Below are 11,605 nucleotides of genomic sequence, written 5' to 3'. Positions count from 1 at the left end.
GAGTTGAGAAAGTTGGGCTAGACACCGTCGACAAGCAGTCCCATCGCAGATCTCCGGATGCCGACTCATTCAAGACGGCGGCGGATCGAGTTGGCTTGATCCAGATCAAGCGAAAGTGGCGGTTGAGACGACTGCGTTCGAGACTAGCTGATTGCGCTCCCTCAGCCCTCCTTCTCGTCCGCGAGCAGCCCCCCAGCCTCCGGGTTCAACGCGCGCGCCTCGTGTTGCACCTTGCTCAGCGGTGCCGGCGTCGGTCTCGTGCGCATCATGTCGAGTCCACCATATATCCCTTCCGCCTGCTGCACGACGAGGCGGTCGAGGTCGCGGGCTCGGATGAAAGCTTCCACGATCGCGGCGCGGTCTGCGTCGATGCCGATCGCCTCCAGAGTCTCGCGCCCGAAGCGCATCGCGGATTCGAAGGTCTCGCGCAGCTCGAAGTCGACATCCTTGGCGAGCAGTTGGAACTCGGCCCGCGTCAGGTCGACGATACGGTTTGTCGGCTCCTCCTCCTCGGTGCAGATCGCGATCAGTCGCGCTTGCCCGAGACCGGCCGCGCGCAGCACGTCGAGCCGGGTGCCGTCCCCATAATAGACCTTGAAACCAAAGCGACCGGCGACCTGGATCATCTCGGGATTGGCGTCGATGACGGTAACGTTGATATCCTCGGCCAGCAGATATTGCGACACGATTTGCCCAAAACGGCCGAAGCCGACCACCAGCACGGAGCCGCTCGCGCCCTCGAAGTCATCGGCTGCGCGCTGATCGCGCCGGGCGAACTGGCGCACCAGCAGTTCGGTCACCGTCGCAAACGGAGGCGCCATCAGCAGCGTGATCGCGGCGATCGCGGACAGCAAGCTACCCTGCGTGGTGCTCAGGATTCCAAGGGAAACGCCGAGAGGCAGCAATACGAAGGCGAGTTCACCCGCTCCCGTGAGAACGGAGCCTGCGCGGAGCGCATCGCCCGACTGGGTACAGGAAACGCGGAACAGCGTCCACACCACGCCGGCCTTGAGCAAGGTGATGACGAATCCGGCACCGATGACCAACCATAGGTTCGCCCACACGACCGTCATATCGATCGTCATGCCGACGCCCATGAAGAAGAGTGCCAGCAGCAGGCCGCGGAAAGGCTCGATGTCTGCTTCGAGCTGATGGCGATAGTTGGATTCGGCGAGCAACACTCCTGCGAGAAATGCGCCAAGCGCCATCGACATGCCAACCGCCAGCATCAACATTGCGGCGCCGAGCACGACCAGCAGCGCCGCCGCAGTCATCACCTCGCGCGCACCAGTCCCAGCGAGCAGGCGAAAGAAAGGATTGAGCAGATATCGGCCGGCGAGGACGAGCGCGGCCATCGCGCCGCCGATCAGCGCTGCTCCGCCAGCCGCCTCGGCGAGGCTCAGCTCGGTATGTGCCGCGCCGGGCCCGGCAAGTAGCGGCACGAGTGCCAGGAGCGGCACGAAAGACATGTCTTGGGACAGCAGGATCGCGAAGGCTCGCTGGCCATAAACCTGCTGCAAATGGCCCCGCTCCCCGAGGATGCGCAGCGCGATCGCAGTCGCCGAGAGTGCGAGCGCGAGGCCTGCGACCAGTGCGTCGCGCCAGTCGAACAGACCGGTCAGGAGCGCGAGTGCCCCGATTGCAGCCGTCGTAAGCAGGAGTTGGGCGATGCCAAGGCCGAGAATGTCGCGTCGTATTGCGAGTAGCCGTGAGAATTCCAGCTCTAGCCCGATAAGGAATAGCAGCATCACCACCCCGAGTTCGGCAACGGTCAGGATGAGATCGGGCGTAGCTATCAACTTGAGGCCATAGGGCCCGATCGCGACACCCGCCACCAGATAGGCGATGATTGGCGAGAGTCGCCCGACGCGCGCGATCGGCACGCTGACGACGGCTGCGCCAAGCAGCACCAGAGGAAGTCCGATGAGGCCGATTTGGGTTGAGTGAGAATCCATCGGGAGATCCGGGTTGAGCCGTATTCGGTAGCGGCCGGTACACAATCGCTGCAAAATACTCCAACACGCTCACGGGGCCGATGATGCGGGCGGCGATGCGGCCACCGCCCAGCTTTATGGGGCCCGCCGGACGATTAGCCCGCGTACGTCCGCTCCCAAAGATTGCGGAGTATGCTCGCCGTAACACCCCATATTCTTCGGCCATTGAATGAAATGCTGTAGACACTCGTGGGCAATGCGTTCCATTGCGCTGTTTCTCGTCTGTAGTTCTGCGGAGCCATCAAGAATGCGAGCGGCAACTCGAAGGCAGCAGCCACTTCACCGCTTTCGATACGGAGCGAGAAACCTTCGCGCACTCGGGCCAAGACAGGCAAAATGCGAAAGCCGCTCGGGGTTACATGCACATCGAGGTAACCGATCGGCTCAATAAAGCGTTTGTCCAGCCCGACCTCTTCTTCCACCTCTCGCAGCGCGGCTCCGACCGGGGTCAAATCCAGCGCCTCGATCTTCCCTCCCGGGAAAGCAATTTGTCCGGCATGATCCCTTAGGTGTGAGGGACGCTCGGTGAACAGCACTGTTGGTTCCGGGTGGTCAACGATCGGCACGAGAACCGCAGCCGTCCGGATTGTGCGCACTTCAGTAATTGCTGCGATCACAGCCGGATCGGGGTCATCAAGACGGGGAATAATTTGGAGATTGGTGAGTGCTTCCGGCACATCGAGAGAAAGGACCGATTTTGCAAGCGCAAAGAACTGCGTCGTAGACCGCGGGCGGCTCGTGGGGACTTCGCTGCCTGGCATGACGCTTCACATCGTCGAGTGTTCTTGGTAGGGGCTTTATGCCCCTTAGCGTGTGTTGGCCACGCCTTGATCCGTTGACATAGATCAATTGAGCTTCAACCGGACAGCTCACGCTCTCAGGCTGCGTAGGGCACTGCTGTGATCCTCGGTAATCAACCCGCTACGCAACTCTTCTCGTTCCTGTGAGTCCCCGCGGCAACTGCGATCGAGCATCAATATCGGTCAGCCACGCGGCTCGGGCTGCGCGCTCCGGCGCGTTCACAAAGGGAAGCCGCCATGTCGATCGTATCCAGGTTCACTCATTGCGCACTCGCCGCGTTCCTCACATTAGGCGTGTTGTCGCCTGCTTCGCAGGTTGTGGCTCAAACGAGCCCGGCCCAGACCGCCAGCGTGCTGCCCACTGGCGGCGGCGCCGCGCTTCTCGATTCATCAGATACGGTAATCTTGTTGTTGGATCATCAGACCGGTCTTTTCCAGACCGTAAAGGATATCAGTGTCGCTGAGTTGCGGTCGAACACCGTCATGCTCGCCAAGCTTGCTACGCTTCTGAAGATTCCAGTTATCACCACAGCCTCTGAGCCAAATGGGCCGAACGGGCCGTTGATGTCGGAAATCCACCAATTCGCGCCGCATGCAGTGTACGTCCCGCGCAAAGGAGAGGTGAATGCGTGGGACAACGAGGATTTCGTCAAGGCTGTGCGTGCGACTGGCAAGAAGACCTTGATAATGGCCGGAGTGTGGACCAGCGTCTGCGTGATGTTCCCGGCGCTGGATGCAAAAGCAGCGGGGTTCAAGGTCTATGCGGTGATTGATGCCTCGGGCGATCCGAGTGAGATGGCGTCGCGAACGACAGTCGCCCGTTTCATTCAGGCCGGCGTGATCCCGACTTCCACAAATGCCGTGCTGTCTGAAACACATCGCACATGGAACCGTCCGGAAGCCGCAGAACTCGGAAAGCTCTACGCACTAGTTGCACCCAACTACGCTGCCGTCATCGAGAGCTATCAAAAGGCTCAGGAAGCCGCGAAGCAGACGGTCGGGCAGGTGCCGGCCAGCAAATAGGCGGGTGCTAACCTTGCCTTAAGCGGAGATCGAGCCATGACGAAAGTTCTTGTTCTCTACTATTCGGCCTATGGGCACATCGAACAAATGGCCAACGCTGTCGCCGAGGGCGCGCGCGAAGCCGGCGCGACCGTGGACATCAAAAGGGTACCCGAACTGGTTCCGCCGGAGGTGGCGAAGGCATCGCACTACAAGCTCGATCAGCCCGCTCCGGTCGCGAAGATCGAGGAGCTTGCCAACTACGACGCCATCATTGTCGGCACCGGCACGCGCTTCGGCCGCATGTCATCGCAGATGGCGAATTTTTTGGATCAGGCCGGCGGCCTCTGGATGAAGGGGGCGCTGCACGGCAAGGTCGGCGGCGCTTTCGCCTCGACCGCGACCCAACATGGCGGCCAGGAGACGACGCTGTTCTCGATCATCACCAACCTGCTGCATTTCGGCATGACCGTCGTCGGCCTCAATTACGGCTTTCAGGGCCAGATGAAGCTGGACGAAGTGACCGGTGGCTCGCCCTATGGCGCGACCACCATTGCCGGAGGTGACGGCAGCCGTCAGCCGAGCGAGAACGAACTCGCTGGCGCGCGTTATCAGGGACGTGTCATCGCCGAGACCGCCAACAAACTGCACAGTGGCGCGAAATGAACGTCGCCCTCTAGATGAGGAAGCAACCATGATCCTCGTGACTGGCGGTACCGGGGCCATCGGAAGTGAGCTTCTGCGATTGCTGTCCCAGGCGGGAATCCCCGCGCGGGTGCTTTCCCGCAGCCCCAACAAGACGCAGAATCTGCCGGGCATCACATGGGTCGTCGGCGATTTGGCGCGACCGGAAACCTTGGCAACTGCTTTCGAAGATGCCAAATCCTTATTCCTTCTCACGCACTATTACGAAGACATGGTGGAGTTGCAGCACAACGCCATTGTGGCGGCACGCACGGCGGGCGTTGAGCATGTCGTGAAGGTTTCGGCATTCGCTGCAACGGACCACTCCAAGGCCCCGATCGGGCAGTGGCACTACCAGATCGAGAAGGAGCTGGAAGACTCGAGGATGGCCTGGACGATGCTCCAGCCCCACCATTTTATGACGAACCTTGTTGCGCAGGCCGAATACGTCATCAAGGAAGGCACCATCTACTCGCCTTCCGGTGACGGCAAAATCCCTTATGTCGACCCGCGTGACGTAGCCGCGGTCGCCTTTGTCACCCTCACTCAGCCTGGGCATTTCGGCAAAACATATGTGGTTACCGGAAGTGAAGCGATTTCCTATCGGGAAGCATCGGAGATCATCGGCGCCACAATTGGCAAGAAGCTGCGATTTGTCGATGAAACTCCAGAGCAAGCTCGGGCGCGCCGCATTCGGGAAGGCGTTCCACCAGCCGTGATCGAAAGCGTTCTCGCTATCGGTGCCTATCAGCGTGCGGGCGGAAAAACAGTAACGATCACCAACACCGTCGCTGAACTCACTGGCAGGCCGCCACGAACCGTTGCCGAGTTCGTTCAAGAGAACGCTTCAGTCTTCCGCGGTTAACGCGCTGTACCGCTGCGCTGCGGTACTTGGTCGCTATCGGGCCATAGCGGACATTGAGTAGGACGCGTCGCCTCCCTGATTTCTTATTGTGATCGGCTTCGCGGCCCTCCGCGACCGGTCGCCGGGTCCCTCGGGGCATGTTACCCTCCGTGGGGACCGCGCGACCCCGGGCCTTGAGAATATTTCGGTTTTTTGTCTTCGTGCTTTCGTTTGCTGATTTGAACGAAGGTTCTCGCGAGATGCGGCAGCGCATTGATCTGGTTGAGGCCGGGGTTGGGCAAGGCTCGACGATGACCAGCGCCAGCGGTTTGCGGAGGCGTTCCTGCCGGCAGCACTGCGGCTTAACCGGCGTGACTTCCGCGCTTGGCTCCTGCGGCGCGTCAGGACCGCGCCGCTCGCGGCTCCGGTCGATGCGGCGCGCTTTGCAATCTCGGACGGCGACTTGGCGCTGATGCTGAAGAACTTGCCTTTAATGGCGAGCGATGCCGATCGCGAAACGCAGCTGTGGGACTCTGCCGCCCGTGTTCGTCGTCTGGTCGGTGAGCGCCACAGCGTCACGGAGCGCCAGCCAACTGCCGTCGGCATGGGCTCGGCGCGCTTCAATACTGATACTGATTGGAACAGATCCAGTTGCCGTACGCATCGTAGCAGTTGTTGTAAGCACCATAAGCGCCATAGGCCGCCGCACCAACCGCTGTGGCTCCCACTGCTGCCCTGCCATATCCGCGATAGTAACCTCGGCCTGCCACCGGGTAGCCCGGACGACCGGCGTATCCATCTCCGGGACGACCTGGGCGGCCAGCGATGGGATGTGAGGGGTGCGCACGTCCTGCATAGCGACCGCCGCCGCCATGGTACCTTCCCGCGCCTGCAGCGTGCATGCCGCCACCGCGGAAGCCGCCACCTCCGCCGCGACCGCCGCGCGCATAGGCATCATCAGGGATCAAGTTTGCGGTGAGCAGAATGGCTGCGGCGAGTGCCGCGAGAATATAGCGAAGCATGGCAGCACCTCTCTATGAATTCCCCGGATGCGGCTTTGCTACGCTCTTCCTGTTTGTAGGGCTGGCGGCTCCCGATGCAATCAAGGGAATAGCTTTCCAGGACGATCAGTCAGTCGCCGCATCGCTTTTTTACATGAGCTTTGTCACACTGACATCGACCGGCTACGGCGACATCGTTCCCGTGCATCCGCTAGCACGAAGTCTTTGCAACATTGAAAGCGTGATCGGCCAACTTTATCCGGCGACCCTTCTGGCGAGGCTTGTTACCCTCGAATTAAGCAGCACCGGCCCAGCGCGCCGGTCGACCTCTATTACCTGAGCCGCAGCCCGCTGGAGCCGCACCGAGGCGCGCTCCGCATTCCCGTCCTGTGGTTTCCCGCGCCGCTAAACACCTAATCGGTTGATCTACGTCAAGCTCAAGCGAACTTGTGGCGGTCAGGCTATGTGCAGCTGTCATTGAAGCGGCATACCACAAGCGCGAAGAGGGAGATCCGCCATGCATGCGAGAAAGCGTCTATCGATCAAGTCAGCGGCAGCCAGCGGGATTGTTTGCCAGCGTGCTGTTGGGGCTTGCCGGTCTCGCGCTCACTCCAGCGCCGGCCAACGCGGTTATCTACTGCACCTATGTTGGCTATCCCGGAGGGTGCGTTGCCCGGGCCGGCGTCGTGCTCAGACCTCGCCCGGTCGCGCGCGCTGCGGTCCGGCACAACGCTGGTGGTAACATGAATGGCGGCGTCAATCGCGTTGGGGTGCGGCGGTAGGCTCTTGCTTGCGGCGCACGCCCCGCACTTTGGCGAGGACGGCGCCGACTTCCAGCGCGAGGATGATCTCTCGCCGCGACATGATCGAGGCCCGCCAGGTTGTTCAGGAATATATCGACAGCTTGCGCGGCGTGATCCGGCAGCTCGCCAGCGGCCTTAAACTGATCTCTCGGTTTAATTGGATACCAGCATCGCCAATCGGCTGGCCAAGCCGCTGAGGCTGCGCGCCACGTTCTTGTATCTCGGCTGGATTATCTCCGGCGAAGCAAGTTCTTCTGCAAAACCAACACGATTTAGCGCTCCCGGCGGGGATCGATTCACCAATGTTGGCGACGGCTGTCCCAACACGGCGCAATTTATCGTCGGCGGATGAGGAGAGCATCATGGACAAAGTGGAGTATGGTTTCGCGGTGTCAACGGTTACCGGGTTTCTGGTCATGATCGGCGGGCTGATTTTGCTGACGATGCAATAAACCCTCGCGTCTTGGAACGTTGAATCCCAGAGAACTTGAATCGGCCCGGACGGGCTACCGCCGATTACCGTCCCGGTTGGAATGGCGGCCCCGGAAGCCCCCCGGCCGGGGCCGCTTTTCATCGCGGAGGGGAAGTAAGGCACTACATCCAGCCGTCGCGGGTGGTATTGCAGGCCACTCCGTATCGGGCGGGACACGTTGCGAAGGCTGGTAGGGCTCGCTATCAAGTTAGGATGCAGATTGCATCCACGATCACCTGCCCGAGCTGCCAACACCAAGCGACGGAGATCATGCCGACCGACGCCTGCCAGTTCTTCTATGACTGCACGGGCTGCGGAACTCGGTTGAAGCCCCTGGCTGGCGATTGCTGCGTGTTCTGCTCTTATGGCGATGCGCCTTGTCCGCCGATCCAAGCGAACGGCAAAGGTGGCTGTTGTAGTTGAGGTTCGGCTCCGCTCGAAGCCGCTTCTTGTGTATCTTTTTGAACAGTTCCCGGAACGAAATACCTCCGCAAGAGTCGTCGCACGGTACGTTTGAGTGACGAGGACTCACAGTGACTGGGAAGAAGTATCTCGTGGACCAAGCGGCAACGCTGTTGAAGTTTGCCAAGGCGACGACCAATCCAGACGTTGCGGCAGGCCTTCTTTCCAAGGCCGCTGATCTATCAGCCAAGAGTGAAGAGGCGCCTGACCCCAGCCCCCAAGCGCCTGAGGTGGAGCAGCCGGAGAGCTGAACGCCCAAAAGAGGCCGCCTGGGTAGGCGGCCTCACTGATAAACCGTCTTCCTTTGGCACCATCTCAGCCCTCCCGACGAGCGCTGGTGATGTCCGCTCGCGCTGCCTAAGCGGAAGTAAGCGGCCGGGATCGGAACGGCCGCTTGTGACCAAGCGCGGATTCTGTCCATTGAATTGTATCGCCTGGGCTCAGGTCGCCTTCTTCCAAACCAGCCGGTTGAAGGTTGTTTTGCCACCGTCTTCCCGAGCCGGGGTCAGTAGCGACAACTTGTCTCCATCAATAGAGACGTCGCGCTTTAGAATGGTCGCCGTCTCGTACGGGAGGAGAGAACTAACAACGTGGTGTGTGAGGACGTGTGCCACTTCGTCGACCTCAAACGTGCCATAGTAGGCGTAGTATTCATCAAACCAAACCGCGCGATCTGCGGCGGAGAGCTTATAGAAATCAGCGCGCGAAATGGCACCCGCAGGTGCGCCTGCTATTTGCACGCTCATCCAGCCGTTTTCGCTATAAATAACGATGCCGGTGATTGGCGGATGCCGACCAAACCAAGGAACAGCCTCGTTCCCCTTTTCACTGTTACTGCTTCAGTAAGCGACCAAATCCCGATTAGTTGAGAGCGAAGCGAAAGCTGATCTGCTGTCGCGGAGGAACTGGTAGCCAGAACTTCGACCGAAGAAACAAGGAAAGTTCGCCGGTCCATCCGAGCCTCCTTTGTCCTGGTTTCGGTGATGTTATACGAGCTAGGCGCTACGACCAAACTGAAAAAATACATTGCAGTTTGGGGTGAGACTTGGCGGCACCGAACGGCGCACCGGACAAGGTCACGATCCAGGACACATCCAGATGCCGGGTGCGCGCTCGCGGATCGGGCCGATCAGCTGGCCGTGATTGTGGACGGTGCATCGTTCCGGAGCGATCAGGCCGAGAGCTCGGGGACCTTGGCGAGAGGCGCTTCGACGATCCGCCGCAGCTCGGCAGCGCCGCCCTCCAACACAGCGCGCTTCTCCTTCATGCGCTTGGAGTGGTTGTAGACCTTGCCCGTGACAGTCGGCACGACGGTGTCGCCCTTCTTCGTCACGGCGTGGTCAAGGCATTTGGCGATGGCAGCGTCGTCGAAGCCGAGATCACCTGCCAGGGTCGCTGCCGTCCGGCGGAGGTCGTGGGGCGTGAACGGCCTGAGGCCCAACAATTCACAAAGGCCGGCGGTCTTGGTCTTGTTCTTGTTCGTCTCGTGCTTGGTGCTGCGCAGGGCGTCGGCCATTGCTTTGCGGTGGATCGGCTGGCGCTTGTACATCGGGCTTTCGAACACAAACTGCTGGTCAGCGGACGCCAGCGCCTCCTTGATGATTTCAACCGCCAGATCGGACAGCGGCTGCTGGATCACCCGCCGCTTCTTGACCCGCTTGAGAGGTATGTCGAAACGCGGATGTCCAAGCATCGCGACAGCTGGTATCGCGCCGGCCGGTCACCGAACTGGATCAAGGTCAAGGACCGGACGCATCCGGCGTTTAGCCGGGTCGCCGATAAGTTTTTGATGGGCGACGGTTGACGAGCGGCTCGGCGACATGCGCAATGTGAACCTTTCATTTTTGGGGGGCACTGTGATTACAACGCCGACTGTTTTTCTGCTTGGGGCCGGAGCAAGCTATCCTTATGGCTTGCCGCTCGGATCGGAGCTAAAGAGCCAAATCTTAGACCGGTACGCCAATGACACCGGCGGGCATACGGTTCATCTAACCAACACAACTTCGTTTGGGCGAACCGATATTGACAGATTTATCGGCGCTCTACGTTACTCGGGCTTGTTGTCAGTCGATGCATTTTTGGAGCGCCGTCCAGAGTTTATGGAAATAGGGAAAGCCATGATGGGTATCGAGCTGCTGCACGCAGAGGTGCATGAGCGGCTCTGGCAAGAGAAGGAGAATTGGCTCACCTATTTGTATTCTCAAATGATCGGCAACACCTTGGAAGAGTTCGCGGACAACAAGGTCGCGTTTGTCACTTTCAACTACGACCGGTGCGTCGAGCATTTCTTCTTTACCAGCCTAAAGAATTCATTTGGCCGTTCTGACGACGAAACTGCTGCCATTGCGAAGAAGATCAGCGTGGTGCACCTGCACGGAAAATTGGGGCATCTGCCATGGGAAGGAACAAAAAGCCCGATTGATTTCGGCGACAACCAAATTGACGTCCGGAAGATGAAGATCTTGATCAACGAAATCAAGGTCGTTCACGAAGATCATACGTTGGATGGACGTGACATCGAGTTCGCCATGGCTCAGGTGATGCTGACGCAGGCGCGTCGAGTTTACCTGTTAGGCTTCGGCTTCGGAGCTAGGAACGTGCAGAGAATCAAGCTTGACGCGCTCACGCCTCATGCCTTCTGTGGCACGGCGTATGGCCTGACCGACAAAGAAATAAGCGATTGCAAATCGCTGGCTGGAGGACGGGTGTTGCTGCTTCGCGAGCCCTGTCTCGCCTTCATGCGGCAGTATGTTGATTTTAACTAGTGCTGCATTCATAGACGTGGACGGGGCGAATGGCATTTTTTTGGAGGGGACAAATGAAATCTAAGCTGTCACTAGGGCTTGCGGCCGTACTCTGCGTGATCTTCACGGCGACAGCATACAGTGAACCGTCACCGGTGGTCAGCGAGAAGACTGCACGCGTCGCTCTCGTTCGAGAGTTCATTCGAGAAATGGAAGTCCTCTACAGATTGCAGGAAACTGCAAAAAAGGAGTTTGCCGAGGACGGTTCAGCGGCCGGAAAATTGACGACATCGATAAGGGCTGGAACGCGCACGCTATTCGAAATGCAAGAGAGCGTAGATCGCTTAGGCATGATCAAGCTGGATAATCAATGGGGAGAGTTCAGGGACTTGCTTCAGTCGTTCCACAAGGAGCGTAGCGCGGCTCTGCAAGAGATGAACCAAATGGCGAAGGCAATGCTGAGTGGTCCGGTAGCCGGGGTGAACTACGGCGCAATGACCGCTCGCGCGCCAGAACTCACCGCTCAAATCGAACAAATAGACAAAACCATGTTCAAGATGTCGCAGGCGCTTTTCCTCGCGCTAGTCGATGAGGGACGGCTAAGCCCGGATGGCAACCTACATCATCTCATTCTCAGCAAAAAAGATCGGGGCGGCATGGTCTATACAATCGATACCGCATTCGGCCGCTCACTTGAGGATGAGAAGAATTCCACCAGCATCGTCAACGCGGCGTGGGCCATAAAGTACGGGCTGACAAGGCCGACTTACAAAGCCGCCGACGAACCGTAGGACTCTAC

13 protein-coding genes and 2 pseudogenes are annotated in these 11,605 nt (G+C 59.4%); 10 read left to right on the top strand and 5 right to left on the bottom strand.

Annotated elements, in window-relative coordinates; all coding sequences use genetic code 11:
• Positions 1-161: 161 nt before the first annotated feature.
• Positions 162-1,955: a monovalent cation:proton antiporter-2 (CPA2) family protein gene (locus tag FXB38_RS24340; RefSeq protein ID WP_187435117.1), complete on the bottom strand. Its 1,794-nt coding sequence runs from the start codon at positions 1,953-1,955 to the stop codon at positions 162-164.
• A 134-nt stretch (positions 1,956-2,089) separates the two neighbouring features.
• The gene (locus FXB38_RS24335; protein WP_148753487.1) at positions 2,090-2,755 is read right to left on the bottom strand and encodes a CoA pyrophosphatase; all 666 of its coding nucleotides are present in this window, start codon (positions 2,753-2,755) and stop codon (positions 2,090-2,092) included.
• Between the two features lie 276 nt (positions 2,756-3,031).
• On the opposite strand from FXB38_RS24335, the gene FXB38_RS24330 reads away from it, so the two are divergent.
• Genes FXB38_RS24330 through FXB38_RS24320 form a run of 3 tightly spaced genes read left to right on the top strand, consistent with a single transcriptional unit; the run spans position 3,032 to position 5,345 of the window.
• Positions 3,032-3,817: an isochorismatase family protein gene (locus FXB38_RS24330; RefSeq protein ID WP_148753486.1), complete on the top strand. Its 786-nt coding sequence runs from the start codon at positions 3,032-3,034 to the stop codon at positions 3,815-3,817.
• Positions 3,818-3,853: 36 nt separating this feature from the next.
• A complete protein-coding gene (gene wrbA, locus FXB38_RS24325; protein ID WP_148753485.1) occupies positions 3,854-4,462 on the top strand; it encodes an NAD(P)H:quinone oxidoreductase in 609 nt (202 codons plus the stop codon).
• A 28-nt stretch (positions 4,463-4,490) separates the two neighbouring features.
• On the top strand, positions 4,491-5,345 hold the full coding sequence (locus FXB38_RS24320; protein WP_187435116.1) for an SDR family oxidoreductase: 855 nt from the start codon (positions 4,491-4,493) through the stop codon (positions 5,343-5,345).
• Positions 5,346-5,814: 469 nt separating this feature from the next.
• Here FXB38_RS24320 and FXB38_RS44890 read toward each other — a convergent pair whose 3' ends face one another.
• Complete coding sequence (locus FXB38_RS44890; protein WP_187435115.1) at positions 5,815-6,198, bottom strand: hypothetical protein; 384 nt, start codon at positions 6,196-6,198, stop codon at positions 5,815-5,817.
• Positions 6,199-6,344: 146 nt separating this feature from the next.
• On the opposite strand from FXB38_RS44890, the gene FXB38_RS24310 reads away from it, so the two are divergent.
• The 4 genes and pseudogenes from FXB38_RS24310 (at position 6,345) to FXB38_RS43965 (ending at position 8,023) form a co-directional block, all read left to right on the top strand.
• Complete coding sequence (locus FXB38_RS24310) at positions 6,345-6,665, top strand: potassium channel family protein (protein WP_246230094.1); 321 nt, start codon at positions 6,345-6,347, stop codon at positions 6,663-6,665.
• A 177-nt stretch (positions 6,666-6,842) separates the two neighbouring features.
• Positions 6,843-7,107 (top strand): annotated as a pseudogene (locus FXB38_RS43970) (hypothetical protein).
• A 178-nt stretch (positions 7,108-7,285) separates the two neighbouring features.
• Positions 7,286-7,480, top strand: coding sequence for a hypothetical protein (locus FXB38_RS24300; RefSeq protein WP_148753482.1), 195 nt, complete (start codon positions 7,286-7,288; stop codon positions 7,478-7,480).
• Between the two features lie 333 nt (positions 7,481-7,813).
• Positions 7,814-8,023 (top strand): GDCCVxC domain-containing (seleno)protein, encoded by a 210-nt coding sequence (locus FXB38_RS43965; protein ID WP_148753481.1) that lies wholly within the window; start codon positions 7,814-7,816, stop codon positions 8,021-8,023.
• A 479-nt stretch (positions 8,024-8,502) separates the two neighbouring features.
• On the opposite strand, the pseudogene FXB38_RS24285 reads toward FXB38_RS43965, so the two are convergent.
• A pseudogene (locus FXB38_RS24285) lies at positions 8,503-8,850 on the bottom strand (lipocalin-like domain-containing protein); the annotation flags it as partial.
• A gap of 383 nt (positions 8,851-9,233) precedes the next feature.
• On the bottom strand, positions 9,234-9,755 hold the full coding sequence (locus tag FXB38_RS24280; RefSeq protein WP_347340240.1) for a tyrosine-type recombinase/integrase: 522 nt from the start codon (positions 9,753-9,755) through the stop codon (positions 9,234-9,236).
• On the opposite strand from FXB38_RS24280, the gene FXB38_RS44640 reads away from it, so the two are divergent.
• Genes FXB38_RS44640 through FXB38_RS24270 form a run of 3 tightly spaced genes read left to right on the top strand, consistent with a single transcriptional unit; the run spans position 9,744 to position 11,597 of the window.
• Positions 9,744-9,866, top strand: coding sequence for a hypothetical protein (locus tag FXB38_RS44640; RefSeq protein WP_283812761.1), 123 nt, complete (start codon positions 9,744-9,746; stop codon positions 9,864-9,866). The genes FXB38_RS24280 and FXB38_RS44640 overlap by 12 nt on opposite strands.
• Positions 9,867-9,882: 16 nt before the next feature.
• Positions 9,883-10,827, top strand: coding sequence for a hypothetical protein (locus tag FXB38_RS24275; RefSeq protein WP_148753478.1), 945 nt, complete (start codon positions 9,883-9,885; stop codon positions 10,825-10,827).
• 53 nt (positions 10,828-10,880) lie between these two features.
• Positions 10,881-11,597, top strand: coding sequence for a hypothetical protein (locus FXB38_RS24270; protein ID WP_148753477.1), 717 nt, complete (start codon positions 10,881-10,883; stop codon positions 11,595-11,597).
• Positions 11,598-11,605: the final 8 nt, after the last annotated feature.

It is taken from the genome of Bradyrhizobium cytisi, from assembly GCF_008123515.1.
Taxonomy (GTDB): Bacteria; Pseudomonadota; Alphaproteobacteria; order Rhizobiales; family Xanthobacteraceae; genus Bradyrhizobium; species Bradyrhizobium cytisi.
The sequence above is the reverse complement of the archived record's forward strand: the minus strand, read 5'-3'. Positions and strand labels throughout refer to the sequence as shown.